Source organism: Variovorax sp. 10N432 (assembly GCF_056394465.1).
Genome location: NZ_JBFTHX010000001.1, coordinates 144,987 through 159,248 on the forward strand (window position 1 = coordinate 144,987; position 14,262 = coordinate 159,248).

Annotated in this window: 18 protein-coding genes and 1 pseudogene; 2 read left to right on the forward strand and 17 right to left on the reverse strand. The window is 63.8% G+C overall.

Annotated elements, in window-relative coordinates:
- The 15 genes and pseudogenes from AC1DF3_RS00730 to AC1DF3_RS00800 form a co-directional block, all read right to left on the reverse strand.
- Nucleotides 1–966 carry a Bug family tripartite tricarboxylate transporter substrate binding protein gene (locus AC1DF3_RS00730; protein WP_478138546.1) on the reverse strand — a complete coding sequence of 322 codons (966 nt, stop codon included), beginning with the start codon at nt 964–966 and terminating at the stop codon, nt 1–3.
- Nucleotides 967–1,014: 48 nt separating this feature from the next.
- On the reverse strand, nt 1,015–2,052 hold the full coding sequence (locus AC1DF3_RS00735) for a cyclase family protein (RefSeq protein WP_478138547.1): 1,038 nt from the start codon (nt 2,050–2,052) through the stop codon (nt 1,015–1,017).
- 10 nt (nt 2,053–2,062) lie between these two features.
- Nucleotides 2,063–3,043 (reverse strand): tripartite tricarboxylate transporter substrate binding protein, encoded by a 981-nt coding sequence (locus tag AC1DF3_RS00740; protein WP_478138548.1) that lies wholly within the window; start codon nt 3,041–3,043, stop codon nt 2,063–2,065.
- A gap of 121 nt (nt 3,044–3,164) precedes the next feature.
- Nucleotides 3,165–4,004, reverse strand: coding sequence for an IclR family transcriptional regulator (locus AC1DF3_RS00745; protein ID WP_478138549.1), 840 nt, complete (start codon nt 4,002–4,004; stop codon nt 3,165–3,167).
- 186 nt (nt 4,005–4,190) lie between these two features.
- A complete protein-coding gene (locus tag AC1DF3_RS00750; protein ID WP_478138550.1) occupies nt 4,191–4,655 on the reverse strand; it encodes an ATP-binding protein in 465 nt (154 codons plus the stop codon).
- Nucleotides 4,656–4,658: 3 nt separating this feature from the next.
- Entirely contained in the window at nt 4,659–6,608 is a 1,950-nt protein-coding gene (locus AC1DF3_RS00755; RefSeq protein WP_478138551.1) for a DUF3363 domain-containing protein, read from the reverse strand.
- Between the two features lie 372 nt (nt 6,609–6,980).
- Nucleotides 6,981–7,487, reverse strand: a complete 507-nt coding sequence (locus AC1DF3_RS00760) for a S26 family signal peptidase (protein WP_478138552.1) — start codon at nt 7,485–7,487, stop codon at nt 6,981–6,983.
- A gap of 23 nt (nt 7,488–7,510) precedes the next feature.
- Nucleotides 7,511–8,029, reverse strand: coding sequence for a DUF2840 domain-containing protein (locus AC1DF3_RS00765; protein ID WP_478138553.1), 519 nt, complete (start codon nt 8,027–8,029; stop codon nt 7,511–7,513).
- A complete protein-coding gene (locus AC1DF3_RS00770; RefSeq protein WP_478138554.1) occupies nt 8,026–8,289 on the reverse strand; it encodes a chromosome partitioning protein ParB in 264 nt (87 codons plus the stop codon). Before AC1DF3_RS00770 ends, AC1DF3_RS00765 begins: the two co-directional genes overlap by 4 nt.
- Nucleotides 8,286–9,035: a ParA family partition ATPase gene (gene parA, locus AC1DF3_RS00775; RefSeq protein ID WP_478138555.1), complete on the reverse strand. Its 750-nt coding sequence runs from the start codon at nt 9,033–9,035 to the stop codon at nt 8,286–8,288. Before parA ends, AC1DF3_RS00770 begins: the two co-directional genes overlap by 4 nt.
- A gap of 233 nt (nt 9,036–9,268) precedes the next feature.
- Nucleotides 9,269–10,087 (reverse strand): annotated as a pseudogene (locus tag AC1DF3_RS00780) (replication initiator protein A); the annotation flags it as partial.
- Between the two features lie 20 nt (nt 10,088–10,107).
- Nucleotides 10,108–10,404, reverse strand: coding sequence for a helix-turn-helix transcriptional regulator (locus AC1DF3_RS00785; protein WP_478138556.1), 297 nt, complete (start codon nt 10,402–10,404; stop codon nt 10,108–10,110).
- Between the two features lie 92 nt (nt 10,405–10,496).
- Complete coding sequence (locus tag AC1DF3_RS00790) at nt 10,497–11,036, reverse strand: DNA -binding domain-containing protein (protein WP_478138710.1); 540 nt, start codon at nt 11,034–11,036, stop codon at nt 10,497–10,499.
- A complete protein-coding gene (locus tag AC1DF3_RS00795; protein WP_478138557.1) occupies nt 10,954–11,376 on the reverse strand; it encodes a transcriptional regulator domain-containing protein in 423 nt (140 codons plus the stop codon). The genes AC1DF3_RS00790 and AC1DF3_RS00795 overlap by 83 nt, the downstream gene beginning before the upstream one ends.
- A gap of 20 nt (nt 11,377–11,396) precedes the next feature.
- Nucleotides 11,397–11,858: a DUF2958 domain-containing protein gene (locus tag AC1DF3_RS00800; protein WP_478138558.1), complete on the reverse strand. Its 462-nt coding sequence runs from the start codon at nt 11,856–11,858 to the stop codon at nt 11,397–11,399.
- 56 nt (nt 11,859–11,914) lie between these two features.
- Here AC1DF3_RS00800 and AC1DF3_RS00805 point away from each other — a divergent pair, with 56 nt between their 5' ends.
- Nucleotides 11,915–12,244, forward strand: coding sequence for a helix-turn-helix domain-containing protein (locus tag AC1DF3_RS00805; RefSeq protein ID WP_478138559.1), 330 nt, complete (start codon nt 11,915–11,917; stop codon nt 12,242–12,244).
- On the opposite strand, the gene AC1DF3_RS00810 is transcribed toward AC1DF3_RS00805, so the two are convergent.
- Nucleotides 12,245–12,592, reverse strand: coding sequence for a DUF2958 domain-containing protein (locus tag AC1DF3_RS00810; protein WP_478138560.1), 348 nt, complete (start codon nt 12,590–12,592; stop codon nt 12,245–12,247).
- A 585-nt stretch (nt 12,593–13,177) separates the two neighbouring features.
- On the opposite strand from AC1DF3_RS00810, the gene AC1DF3_RS00815 reads away from it, so the two are divergent.
- Nucleotides 13,178–13,846: a DUF6988 family protein gene (locus tag AC1DF3_RS00815; protein WP_478138561.1), complete on the forward strand. Its 669-nt coding sequence runs from the start codon at nt 13,178–13,180 to the stop codon at nt 13,844–13,846.
- 53 nt (nt 13,847–13,899) lie between these two features.
- On the opposite strand, the gene AC1DF3_RS00820 is transcribed toward AC1DF3_RS00815, so the two are convergent.
- Complete coding sequence (locus tag AC1DF3_RS00820) at nt 13,900–14,205, reverse strand: DUF736 domain-containing protein (RefSeq protein ID WP_478138562.1); 306 nt, start codon at nt 14,203–14,205, stop codon at nt 13,900–13,902.
- Nucleotides 14,206–14,262 lie beyond the last annotated feature (57 nt).

The following is a 14,262-nucleotide window of genomic DNA, read 5'->3' on the forward strand; positions in this document are numbered from 1 at the left end:
CTACTCCGGCCTGATGCCCGCGCGTGCAGCCACATCCTTCCAGCGCATCACGTCGTCTTTGATAAAGTGCGCGAACTGAGCGCTCGGCATGCCTCCCGGCTCGGCGCCGATCGAACTGAAGTAGCTGCGGACATCCGGCGATTCCATGGATCGAGCTACCTGCTGCTGCAGGAAGGCCACGGTGTCGGGTGACGTTCCTTTCGGAGCCGCCAAGCCCGTCCAGTAGCTCATTTCGTAGCGAATGCCGCCCTCGTCGAAGGTCGGGACCGTGGGCAATGCTGATAGGCGGCGCGAACCGCTGACGGCCAGCGCTTTAAGCTTGCCGCCCTGGGTCAAAGCCAATACGGAAGAAGGACCGCCAATGCCGAGGTCGACGGTGCCCGCCGCCACGGCAGCAATCGCTTCGCCCGCACCCTTAAAGGGAATATGGCGCAGCGCAATGCCGGCCGATTGGGCGAACAGTTCGGTTGCGAAGTGCAAAGAACTTCCAACGCCGCCAGTGCCGTAGGTCAGCTCTCCGGGGTGCGCCTTGGCATAGCGAATCAGCTCAGCAAGATCGGCAAACCGCGGCCCGGGCGTGACAGCGAGCACGGCCGGGGAGACTGACGTCGTGGTCACCGGGACTAGATCGTTCGCATGATCCCAAGGGAGCGACTTGAAAACGTATGGAAGGATGGCATAAGTCCCATCATTGGCCAGTAGCGTCGTGCCGTCTGGTGCCGCGCGTGCGACCTGCGCGGTGCCTATCGTTCCGCTTGCACCGGCCTTGTTCTCAATAAAATATGTCGTGCCAGTCTGCTCCGTGAGCTTTTGGGCGACACGGCGGGTCATCGCGTCGACGCCGCCCCCGGGGGCGTAGGGCACCACAATTCGTACAGGTTTGGAAGGCGTTTTGGTCTGTGCATTCGCAAAACAGGAGATTGCGAACGGCAATGCCATCAGCAGGGTGCGGCGGTGAGTATTCATGAGTTGATCCTCGGTGGCCGATTGCCACCTGTCGTTGAATTCGAGTAGTCAAACTGTCGCGATAGGAGTAACCGGTGAGCCAACCGCGCCGGGCAGTGCGAGCGGCGGAGCAGTTAGCAGAAAGCTGCTCCGGCGTGCTTGACGCAGCCACAGTGCAAGCGGCGTAAGGCGCCAGAGCTCACCCATCGGAATGCCCATCTTGAAGAGGCAGAACTCATGTAGCGGGAGCACCGCGCCTTCAGCGCAGCCGCAGTCCGGACCTACGTCGCGACGCGCTTCGACCGCATGGTTGTCGGCCGCCAGCGCAGCAATGCCCGCGTCGTCTAACCAGCGCAACAACCGTTCATCGGTGCCGTCAAGCACCGCGCCTTCGAGATGCCAGCCTGGGTCAGGGTCGCTCGACGAGGCTGCCAGCATGGCGCGCTCTGCGAAGCCGGTATGCAGGCACAGCATGTCGCCCGGGCGTATGTCTGCGCCGCTCGCGTCCGCGGCTCGCATCAGGCCGTCGTACCCAATCGCCATGCGCCCTTTTCCGAAGGTGTGCTCCAAGTCCAACAGCACGCCGCGGCCCTGAATGCCACGCATTGCCATCGGCAGCACCGAGAGCGCTTCGGCCCCAATGAAATGTCCATCCGCCGAGTGCCCACTGCCCAGCGCGTGACCGTTGTACCCAAGGAGCCGTGGTTGCCCGGTTCCATCCGCGTCGTACAGACTGCCCACGTGCCCCAAAGCATCCCATTGGGTGGAATACTGTGGAGACAGAGTGACGTCCTCGTCAGAGAAGACGTCGGTCGCGCCAGGAATGTCGCTGGCGATCGGATAGGCAAATGTGATTGATCCATTACCTCGCTTATGCGCGTGAAGTTTTGGCGGTGAGCGCCTAGCATTTAGGCGTCCAGGCGCAGGCCTGTCCAAGGGGAGCGTCAGAGAAAAGATGCGACCCTCACGAACTTCTGCGATGCCTTCGAGAACCTTGGTCGGCGTCAATAGGTTCAGGCGGCCGAGCCGGTCGTTGGGCCCAAAATCTCCCCAGTTACTTCCGTCGGGTCGTCGTGTCCAGCGGGGAGACGCGGTCTGTGTGTTCATGGATCCTCGTTCAGTCCAGCTTCAAACCTAGCTCAAGGGACAATTGGCGGAACTGCTTGATTTCTTGCGCCATCTGACGACCGAACTCGTCCGGCCCGACAGCCACCGGCTCTAGCGACTGGTTCTCATAGGCGGCACGCACGTCCGGTCGCTTCATGATCTCCAGCATGGCTTCGGTGAGCCGCGCTCGGATAGCCGGGCTGGTCCCCGCTGGCGCAGAGGCTGCCAGGTAGCCGTCCCAGGTCGTTCCCGGGAACCCGGCCTCAGCCACCGTCGGCACGTCGGCAAGGAAAGGGGTGCGGCGACTCCCTGTGATCGCCAGCGGACGCATCTTTCCCGCCCGGATGTAGGCGGCAAGTGCTGCGACTGTGTCCACGCCCATCTCAACGTCGCCCCGCATCAGAGCAAGGGTAGCCTCGGAGCTGCCTTTGTACGGCACGGCCATGACCTTGAACTTGCCTTCGCGTGCCAGCATCGCGCCGACCAGTTGAGGTGAAGATCCCGGTCCATACGTATAGTAGGGAATGCCGTCGGATCGTTTGCGCGCCGCTGCAGCAAGATCGGCAAGGTTTCGGTAAGGAGACGAAGCCGGCACTACGATGACTAGTGGAATACGCGCTACCAGCGCTAGCGGTGCAAGATCTTTCTGCATGTCAAAGGAGAGTGTTCGCACCGCAGGTAGAACACTGTAGGTTCCGGCGCCTGCAAAACCCAAGGTATAGCCATCGGGTTGCGAATTGGCCACCAAAGCCATTCCGATGGCCGAAGCGGCACCGGGCTTGTTGTCGATGACCACCGGCTGGCCTAGCAGTGGCGCCATCCGATCTGCCAACACGCGTGCGGCCAAATCTGTCGCGCCCGCAGGCGTGAACGGGACAACAATACGTATCGGGTGAGCGGGGTAGCTTTGCGCGAAAGCATTTCCTGCGATGGCTATGAGTGCGGCAGCCAGCGTTGCGTAGGCAGCGCAAAACGAACGAAATTGGGGCATATCTTTGTCTCGGCTCTTGTGGTCGAACGCCGTGACGATGCACGGCTGGACGGCAGTATCGAGCGAATAATTCCAGCCCGCGCGTCGCTCGATCGCGCAGACTCCACAATGTGGAGTTCAGCTATTCCGTCGCATTTGGGGGCCGGGACGCCGCCAACGCGGCGTTGGTCAGTCGCTCCTGAACTTGGCGAACGATGACGGCCAATTGCTCCGGAACGAAGCGCGCCGTCATGCCGGCAACGCCCACCGAAAGTCGCGCATCGGAGCCTGGAACAGGGAGTGCGACGACCGAGACGCCACGTATCGTGAGCCCGGTTAGCAAAGAGTAGCCATGCACGCGTGCCGCGCCAACAAGATGGCGGACAGCATCTGTATCCAAACCGTAGTAGCCGTAGCGTGGTGCGTTATGCGCAATGCAGGCATCGACTTCCGCTTCCGGCATGACCGCCAGCATGGCCAGCCCCCCGGCGCCGGCACCAAGCGGACGGCGCACGCCGACATCGATGGGATGAGACTGCACCGGTTGCGCGCCCCTCACCATATCCAAACAGACTGAGTCAAAGCCGTTCCGTCGGTTGAGGTACAGCGTTTCGCCAGTGACCACTGCCAAATCGCGCAACACTTGGTGCCAATGCTCGACGTGGGGCGCGTGCTCACCGATGGAAAGGAGAGCAAACTCCTGGGCCAACTGACCGAATGCGAATCGCCCCGAACGATCATTGCGTACGAGCATGCCGCAAGCGGTCAAGCCCCGGACGATACGAATCACGGTTGCCTCCGCAAGGCCGGATGCGGCGACGATATCCTTCAGTCGCATGCCGGTGCGCCCCCCCATGGCAACGACGCGAAGAAGATCCACGGCTCGCTCAATGCTTTGGGTGCCGCTCCGACCACGCTCCCTGGAAAGGTCGGTCTCAACCAGACTCCCGCTCTCTCGCTTTGTGCTTCTGAAGTTTGACATTGATTAGCGCAGGGCTGCAGGCAATTCCCACCGTCTGATAAAAAAGTGGAGCTTTATGTTAGTCCAAGTTTTTCTGCACTCGCGTTGCTGTAAGGATCGCGTACAACTGTCTTGGGCGACCAAGCCCGCTACGGTCCAACGGAAGCGCGGCTTCAAACGGTCGCGGGATGGCACTAAGCTTAGAGCTCATGCTGTCAAGCGACACCAGCAATGACCTCTGGGCGAAATGAAGCACTGACTCCGTGTTTTTTCCTGTACGGTAACGGCGCTCTGAGCTAAGCCAGTAGCTGTCGCTGCGAATCGTGAAGATGTGGCTGTTGTGCGGGGCTGATCCAAAATTTCCGTGGCAACCAAGGCATAGCCGAACACCGTACACCATTTGGCCACGGAGCGGTTGCTGGTCACCAACATCGAGCCGCGCTCGTCACGCCGGCTTATCAGCTGCAAGAACAGGTACGCCGCACTCGCCTCGTACGACCGGTGGCACAGCTCATAGACCACCAGCAGCTTGGGCTTGGTGAAGTGCAACAGCTTCTTCACAAGCCGACCCTCTGCATGCGCCCGTGCCAGTTGCGTTGGCAGTCCTGTAGCCGGCACGAACAAATTGGAATGGCCCCGCACAATGGCTTCGCGCCCAAGGGTCACGGCCACCTCTCAATTGCCGACGGCGTGACCAAGGCCGACATTCCATGTCACAGCAGACCTTTCAAATGCTCCGGTGAGGTGCTGACCCAGCCGCCGGTCGATCACGGGCTTCCACGGGACAAGTTGGAAACCCATGCCGTCCTCGAGCACTGCAAAGCGGCCGCTAAGCAGTTGCACAGATTTTCTGTAGATGCCGCTGATCTTCTGTCCGTCTTGCAACGGCCGGTAAGCCAGACCAGTTTGTACTTGCAACGAATTTCCCACGACCGCAAGTTCGCGCTGTTGCAATGTCGCAAGCAGGTTGCTGGCCAAGACGAAACGCTGACCACGCCATTCAACTAGCCCCTGGGTAGTAAGAAAATCAAGACGGTCGCGCATGGCATCCCGCACTTCGGCCCCAAAGCCTATGCCCGACGCGATCGGCCCATTGCCCACCAGTTGGCTGTCAAGCCAAGTGGCGCCTATGGCGCGCATCTGCTGGTCGATGGGCAGATGTGATCGCAGCTCGAGTGCCACCCCCTTGTTTTTCTGTGCATCATGAGTGCGGGCCTTCTGCATTAGGTCTGTTGGCACTTTCCAGATGCCATCGGCGACGCGCTCCACGATGCCGACGCTGCGCAGCGCTTCGAGTCTGCGCACGTGTGCATCGACAGCAGATCGAGGGTCACGGGCCTTCGCCCGCGTCAGCTGGGCCAAGTGGTCGGCCGTCTGGTAAACGCCGTCTTTCGCGACGGTCACGATGTTGCGATCCACAGTCTTCTCCTGGGCTGGTGGCCGCGCCTCCACGATGCCATTTGTCGGCAGGCCTGTGAAGTCGGTGCTCGCTGGCAACTTCAGGTAGTGCGCCCGTCCGTCGACGCCGTCGACCACCAGATAGGCGCGGTCATGCAGTTCGTCGGCGAGACCCTTGCCCGCAATCCGACCCGTGACGGGGTAAGTCGGTTGCTCGTGGACCACGCATTCGCGCAGCTGACCCTTGAGCGCACGGCTCACCGTCTTCAGTGCGTCCTCGCGCTGGCCCATGGCCTCAAGCGTGGTGGCCATGCCGAGCTCAAGCTTCCAGCGATTTACATCCATCCGCTCGGCCAAACCCATGCTTTCGAGCCGCTGCAACCGTGCCCGCAGTGCGTTCTGACTCTGCGGATGTCGCGAGTTGTCCGTCAAGTCGATGCCATTGGGACCAGCTTGCAGCATCAGCACCCGGTCCAAGCCGGTTAGCCGATGCTGGTCGACCTCCCGCAGCAGGCTCCGACGGATCTCCGCTTCGGTGCGCGGCCCCAGCCATTCGGTGGCGATCTCACTCGCGCGCGAGCGCATGCCGTGGGCCATATAGTCGGAGGCAATAACGAGATCTTCTCTGCCGCTTGCAGGCCCGCCAGTATGGCCGTTCAACACGATGTGAGTGTGCGGGTTGTCTGTGTCCCAGTGGTCCACGGCCACCCAATCCAATCGGGTTTCCAGATCGATCTCCATTTGGCGCATCAACTGGCGGGTGAAGCCCTTCAAATCCTTCAGCTCCAGGCCATCCTCAGCCGAGACGATGAACCGGAACTGGTGGCGATCGTTCTGCCCGCGTTCCTGAAAAACCTTGAGATCGGCAACGTCGGTGTCAGCGCCGTAGGCCTGGCCCTTTTGCCCGTCCCGTGTGACGCCATCACGCTCGATGTAGCGCAGGTGAACGGCCGCCGAGTTCGGGCTGGCGCGCCGCAAAACCACGAAGCGGGACTTGATGACCACGCGTCGCGCGTTCGGTCCCAGGCGCTGGCAGGCCATAGTGGAAGCGACACGACCGCGTCCAAACGTGTTGGCGGGTCTTCCCAGGCTCTTGCTGGCGGACTTCGCGCCTGTCTTCGATACCTGTTTAAGCACCTGCGAAACGAAGCGCTGCGAGCGCGGGCCTGCTCGCGATTTAGGTGCGGCGGGCTTGATGCGAAAGCGATCCTCATCATTGCCAGCCATAAGGACTCCGGCGCACGGTAGCGCAGCGCATCGGAGACAGCACGCGGGGACCGCCGCTGCCACGCGGATTCCAGTTTCTGTGCAGCACGCGCAAGACCCATTGCGGTGCCGCCGCAAACCTACGTGCAGACAGGCTTGGAGGGGCACGGCGTGCCACCCCTTTTATCTGGCCCTCCGTCTCCGCCTTCCGCATCCGCTCCCGGCTCCGACCTGCCGCCAGCGGCGCACCGGGTGCGCAGCGCTGCTTGAGGGGCAGCGGCAATGCAGCCCGTGCTGCACGCTGGCGGCGGGCCCCCTGCACGATGGAGTGCAGCGCGGGCGCATGCCCGGCTGCAGTCTGGAGGCATCTTTGGTGATGCGATGAGGCAGATCTCATGGCGTGGTCCATGTCCACAGGGGTCGCGCGATGCCGAGCACGGCAGACGTCGCGATGGGACCGAAGTAGCGGCTGTCGAAAGACGCCGGGTTCGTGTCGCTGAGCAGGAACAGTTCGCCGCTGGCAAGGGGGCGGCATTGCTGCCAGACGTGCAGTGGTCGGCGCGCGCCGTCATGTGTGCGTGCGGTCGCAGCCACTGCGCCATCAATCAGCACGACCTGTTCTCGAACGCACACCGACTGCGGAGCAATGGCGCCAATGCGCTTAAGGATCGGGACACCGTTCGGCAGGTAGCGGCGTTGTCCTGCGAACGCTGCCACGTCGACAGGAAGCCGGGCGAGCACGATGCCGCCGACGTGCAGCGCAGCTGCGCTGTCGATGCTGCCGACCTGGTACCAGCCGCGCGGCACACTGTCCGTCGGGTTGTAGACCAGGAACACATGTTCATGCACCGACGCCGGCATGAAGGCCGGCGCGCACAGCGCAGCCAAGCCGATGCCCATGGCAGCAAAAAGTACCCGCCGGCTCATCGCAGCGCCCCGCGCGCAAGATGCGCCGCATGGCGCTCGCTGGTGTAGTCCGGCAGCGGCTGGCGTGCAGCCAGCCGGTTGCCAACAGTGTGCCAGTACGTAGCGGCAACCGCGGCCGGTTCAATGCCGAGTGCTTCGATGGCGTCGATCACTTCGAGCAACGCCTTGACCTGCTGCTCGCCATCGGCGCGCAGCAGGATGCGTGCGCCAGGCACTACGCCGGCGATGCGCTGCGCGCCGTCGAACGGCATCGGTGCTTGCAGCACCATGAGCTGCCAGAGCGCCGTGCCGTAGTCGTTGCCGATCCATTTGACGCGACAGCACACCGCGTTGGGCTCGAAGATTGCCACGCGCCGCCATCGGTCGAGCACCGTCTCGCGCACCGGCTGGCCGAAGCGCAGCCAGACGTTCACGCGATGCTCGACGAAGGCGAGCGAGACGCGCATAGGGGCAGGCCGTGGCGGCAGCGCTGCGTGTGGCCAGGTCTGCGCGGCAATGGGCGACGGCTGCGTCATGACTTGCCTCCACCGTATTCGCGCTCCAGCAGCTCGCGCAGCATTTCGGCCGCCGTGACGCCACGTTGGAAGGCAATCACCTTGATGCGGCCCCGCAGCGCCGGCGTCACGTCGACGGTGAGGCGTGCGGTGTAGATCGACGCCTTCGCGAGGCTCTYCGGTGCGTCCGCCTGGCGCACCCACGTCGATGCCGGGTCGGCGGCAGGTTTGCGGCCGATGGATGCCCGCTTCGGTACGGCAGAAGGCGCGGATGCCGTCATTGCAGCATCTCCTGCACTGCCTGCGCCAGTGCCGCGATCTCGCGCGCGGCGGCGCACTTCGGCGCGGCCTCGCATGCGAGCCGCCCGGCGGCCACGCTGTCGGCGAACACGATGCGCTGCGAGACTTCGGTCTGCAGCGCGGCAAAAGGCTGATCCGCCAGGGCGGCGCGCGCTTCGCGGCCGATCACCGTGCCGACCACGCGCCGGTTGATCACGAAGGCCGCGCGAAGCTGCGGCCTGAACACCCGGGCTTCGGCGATGAGCGTCACCATCTCGTGGCTGGCCCACACGTCGTAGGCGCTGGGCTGGACGGGGATCAGCACCAGGTCGGCGGCCAGCAGCGCGGAGCGCGCAAGGGCCGCTACGCGGGGCGGCCCGTCGATCACCACGTAATCCGCTTCCAGGGCGATCTGTGGCGCCTCCTGGTGCAGCGAGTCCCGGGCCAGCCCGAACACGCCATAGAGCCGTCCCTGGCCGTTTTGAAGGCGCCGTTGTGCCCAGTCAAGGGCCGACCCCTGCGGATCCGCGTCGAGCAGCGTCACGCGCCTTCCCGCCATCGCCAGTTCGCCGGCCAGGTGCGTGGCGAGCGTCGTCTTGCCCGCGCCGCCTTTCTGGTTGAGCAACGCGATCACCTTGCCAGGCCCGTCTTGTCTTCCTGGCAAGCGGTTTTCGGATGTTCGGACTGCCTCCAGCGAGGCACTGCCTACTTGTTGGGCAGCTTCGGTTCGCGCGCGCGTGACTTCCATTTATGTATCCCTTTAGATGTTTAGGGAGGCCCGAAACCGTTGCTGGGCGCGGGTTGCGGGCCGTTTTGCGCCGGTGATCCACCGATGATTGCGCCGGTGATCACCCGAGTCCCGCGCCGGTGATCCACCGAGCCCGTCCCCATGAAATCCACAGGTTCTTCAACAGAAGCTGTGGATAAGTCTCGGTCGATACGAGAAGTGGATAAGTCGTTTTTCGGGGAGTTGTCGACGCAAGGGTGAAAGACCAACCACTCGATTCCGCCCCTGCGTTCGACGGACAAGCGGTAGCCCGGCAGCGCTTGGCGCAGTGCCAGGCCGCGCACGTGGGCGGCGAAGTCTCGGGAGCGCTGGAGCGCGCCGGACTTCAAGTACAGGTGCCGCATCTCGAAGCGCCAACCATTGGGTTGCCGCCCGCCGTGCTTTCGCACGAGCCGGTACAGCCAGCGTTCAATGCCGCCTGAAAGCCGGAAATACGTGGGATCAAGCGTGAGTACGAGCGCTTCTTCCATCACGCCGGTGAAGAACCAGTCGGCCAGGATCAGCTCGATGCCGTCGGAGCGTCCATCCGGCCGGATGTACTCCTTCCACTCGTTGATCCAGGAGAAGCGGTGCACCCGCTTGCCGCCGTTTGGGCGCTCGCGCTGGCGCAGCGTCGTAGCGACGGTGGTGGACTGAAGGCGGTCCAGCGCGGCGCGCAGCGCGAGGTAGTCGCTGCGACCGGTGCCACGCTGCGCAAAGCGCAGGATCTCGTAGGGCGTGGCCACCATCAGCCGCGAAGGGGCGATGCCTTCTTTCTTGGCCTGGATGATCTGGCTGGCAGCCCAGATCAGCACGTCGGCGTCCCAGATGGTGGCAATGCCGTGCTCGGGCACGCCCTCTACGGTGAGCGAAATGCCACCGGCCTCGAAGCGGATCGGCACGATGCGCGGCGACTTGGCCAGCGAAAAGAAGGGGTAGGCCATCAGGTCCTGCGCATCACGCAGCGCCATGCCGTCGTGCGGCAGCGCGCGGAACAGCGAGAGCTGTTCGCGTTCGCTCATGCGCTTGGACATGCGGCGTTGCCCAAAGTCTGTCAGCGGACGGAGTCGCGCTGCACGTAGCCCGGATCCGAGGTCATGCCGTAGGTGTGGCTGTCCGCCCAAGCGCGCAGATCGGCGGCGGCGTAGACCACGCGCGCCCCGAATTTGCGAAAGCGCGGACCGCCGCCGAGCACACGCTGCTTCTCCAGCGTCCGCGGCGACAGGCGCAGAAAGGCGCCCGCCTCGTCGGTCGTGAGGAACTCGGGATTGACCGGCGCAGCCGGAACCGCAGCAGGCTGCGGCGCAGCCGCCGCGGTCGTGCGGAGAGGAAACGAACTGCCAACTGCCATGACGGACTCCATCGCTGTCGATGGGCCGCAAACCATTCGCGGCCCGATGGAGGCAGTCTCGGGAATCAGGCCCGACCAAGGCAGGGAGAGATTTAGCGCACCGGCTCGTCTCCAGGGTGGTCTGCTGTGATGTGCGGCACGCCGGCGAGAGCCAAATAGCCGCCGGTCACGTATCCCTGCGCACGCCGCAGCAGGTGGCGCACTTGCGCGCGCAGTTCGCCATCCTCGTGCCAGCGTAGGGCGACGGCTTCAAGGCCAAACAAGGCCTGGGCGATGTCCCGGTGAGACGCGCCCGCCTGCGCGGCATCGAGCGCCTGCAGGGCGCGCAGGTGCAGCAGCGCGGCGCGGGTGACCGCCCGCGCAGGATCGACCCGAGGCGCATGGCCTTCGAGGGCCTGTGCCTGCGCATGGAAGGTATCGAGCTGGCCCCGCAGGCGCGATGTCAGCGGCACTGCGCTCACATAGGCAGCACCATCAGCCACGGTGCCCGACAGCAACAAGCGCATGCGCCGTGCGCTGAGGTCGGCAGTGAGCGACAGGTCCGGGCCGTCAAGCGCCAAGCGCTTGCGGCCGGGAATGCGCCACAGGTCGAAACGGTGGGCTGCGGCGTCGTGGCCATGCGCGGCCCGCACCTGCAGCAATCCGTCCTGGAAGGACAGCCACTGCGGACGCGCAGAGCGCCCGTCGAGACTTGGATCTTCGGCGACATCGTAACCCCCAGCGGGCGAATGAAACTACGCGCCTGCGACGTGCCCAATCCAGGCCGTAACCCGGGTGGCGGCGAAGGTACTCCCATGCGACGCTCGAGTCGTCAAGGTCCAATACGTACAGATAGGCGGCGGTGAGGGCCCACGGGGCGCTAGGCAGATCTTCGGGGTTAGGCTTGGTCACAGGAATCCTCCTTTGAAGAAGAAACCTGCCACAGGGGAGGCCGCACAGGCTCGCTTTCGAAGCGACACTGCGTCGCGCCATCGGCGACTACCTGCGATCGGTCAGTCGTTGATCGACCCGTCCCGTTGTGCGTCTGCCAGGTAGCCCGAGAGTGGCTGGCGCGGCTTGAAGTGTGGATCAGCCACGATGCGCATGCCGCGCGGGCCGCGGACGCCTTCGAGCGCCAAGAGGCTGACTTGACCCAGCTCCGGGCTACCGGTGCCGGCATCGCACAGCCCGAAGGCGTGATCCGCGTCGGCATCGAGTTCAGTCAGCAACCAGGCGGCTCCTGCGTCGAGGGTGTAGAGCTTGACCACGGGCAGCGGGTCAATGGTTTCGCCACGCGTGCGCGCGGCGCCATTTGCCAGCATTCGAAGGCGCTGTTCGTCGGTTAGGAATGTCATCGTTATCGCCGGGATGAATACGAATATAGCTTTCAGATAGAACTGTGCAAGTCGGGAAAGCGGCAGATGGAGTGCTGCAGCGAATGCATCTGCGCCGCCCCAGCTGCGAGAAGCGGGCATTTTATGAGTTAAAGATAACGTGGTTTTAATTGCTTTAAAACGTAACGCTTCTGTGCATGCAGAAGCAGGGAATACAGCGCGGGCGGCCGACCGGCGCGACGACATTTGAGGCAGGCCCTGCACGGGCCTTTGGAGATGCGGTGCGCGCCTTGCGCACCGAGGATGGCGTTGCCCAGGAAACCCTGGCGCACCAGGCTGGCATCGAGCGTTCGCACATGGGCAAGATCGAGCGTGGCGAGCACATGCCGACCTTGGCCATGATCCTGAAGATAGCGCGAGCGTTGGGCCGTAGCGCTGGCGAACTGATGCTGGAAACCGAAGCACGTCTGCCCAAGGAAGAGGGTGAGATCGGCCGCCGACCGTCGCCGGCGGCCAATTCGACGTAGCTAGGCCACGATTCGACCGGCGAGACGTGCCTCTCGCGCATAGGTGCTCAAGCGTTTCTGCGCCTCGAAGTGCAAGTCCCGTTCGATGGGAAGCCCGAGCCGGCCGCGCACAGTTGCGATTTCTGCCAGGCTGACCCACCCCAGCTCAGGGTAGCCCAGGCCCAGGTCGCACAGCCCGAATGCATGGTCGTGGTCGTCCGGGTCGATCTCGGTCAGAAGCCAGGTCGCAGCGGCGTCCGGGGTGAACAGCTTGACCACCGGCGCGGGATCGAAGTTGTCCTGTTCGAGGGACTGCCGGCCGTTGGCCAGCAGCTGCGCGCGTTGTTCGTCCGTGATGAGCTTCGTCATGGTCTTCTCCTTGAAAGGAATCAGGGCGGGATTGCCCGAGACCGGAAGCAGCACGGCGCAGCGCAGCCGTCAGGGTTCGGCAGACGGCCGCCAGGCCGCCAGCGTGCACAGCACGCGCAGACCTTGACGGTGAGAACGGCGTGATACGGTGAAGGGAACAGCAAGCCAGCCCCCGCCCACCAGCTCCACCGACCTGACTTGGCAAGCGCAGCGCGCAGCGCCGACAGGCGCGAAGGCGTCAGCGATGGAAGCCCGAAGGGACGAGACGCCACTGGCGGCTCGATGCGCAGCACGACAGCGCGGCCGGCATCGCCGGAGACGCACAAAAACGCTTGGTCTGGATGACGGATATCTGGAGAGTCGTAGAGCCGGCGATCCGGCATTCAACAAAACCCTCGGAAGCGTAAAGCCGCCTTCACGCATCGCCGTTGAACCGTGGAAGCGCAAAGCCGTGAAAGTGGATTGGCGAGCAGACGCAGATACGTGTTTACTCATTCGGGAACATCCGCAAAGCCGCTAGACAGGTGCCTGCCTGCGCCGATCTGCTGTCGCTCAATAACAGCACCGAGCGAATACGATGCCTGCATGGAAGCTCCCCAACAAGAACCCTCGGACGATCCCCTGGAAGTCATGCTCCGTCGGTCCGACGAGCTGCACGAAGCGCTGCTGCACCTGCTCGACGGCGCCGAGTTCGATCCCTCACCTCGTGGCGAGGCAGCCTTCGGCATGTGCTCCGTGGCGCTCGAGCATGGGCTCAGCCTGCGCGCCTTGATGGCGATGGGATTGGCCACGTCGGCGGTCGGCCTTATGCGGCTTCAGTTCGAGGCCTTGACCCGCGCCATGTGGCTGCAATATGCCGCCAGCGATCTGGCCATCGAGAAGCTCAGCGCACCGCTGACCCTGCAGAGCGAGCAGGCCGCGAAGAACCTCCCCTCGGCCAGCGAGATGATCGAGCAGATTGGCAAACGTGTCGGACCAAGCGTGCCCGCGGCCGCGCATCAGATGCTGGCGCATTTCAAGGAGGTGTCGTGGCACTCCTTGAACTCGTTCGTGCACGGCGGCATCCACCCATTGCGCCGCCAGTCCGAGGGCTTTCCGGTCCACCTAGCCCTGCAGATCCTGCGCAATTCCAATGGATTGCTCACGATGACCGCCATGACCTTGGCGGTCCTGACATCGGATGAAGCGGTCGCCAAGCCCATGAGCAAGATCCAGCCTGCGTTCGCCGACTGCCTGCCCGACCTGTTGAAGTAGCGAAGTGGCAGAAGAAAAGCGCCCCGCCGGTGGCGGGGCGCCGAGGGCGACGCTCAGTCGCCCTTGCTGCGCGACCAGATCAGGTTGTGCGCGCCGTCTTCGCCTTCGACCAGACGGGCGTAGATCGTTGCCGGGAACGACGGGTCATCCAGGGTCACCGAGAGGTAGGAGCGTTCAGCCCGGCTGAGCTTCTTCCACGCCGCGCCGATCTCAAAGTTCCCGGCGACGATGCGGTAGTCCGGGGCGTTCTCGCTTTCCTTGTCGTTGGGCACGATCTTGACCTTGACGTTGAGCGTAAGGGTGCGAACCGTGCCGGTGTAGCTGTCGTTCTGTGCGGTGAAGGTGCCGATGTTGGCCATGATGAAGTCCTTTTGAAGTTGACCAGGTCGCGCCCATCGCGGCCTTGGCGTGACCCG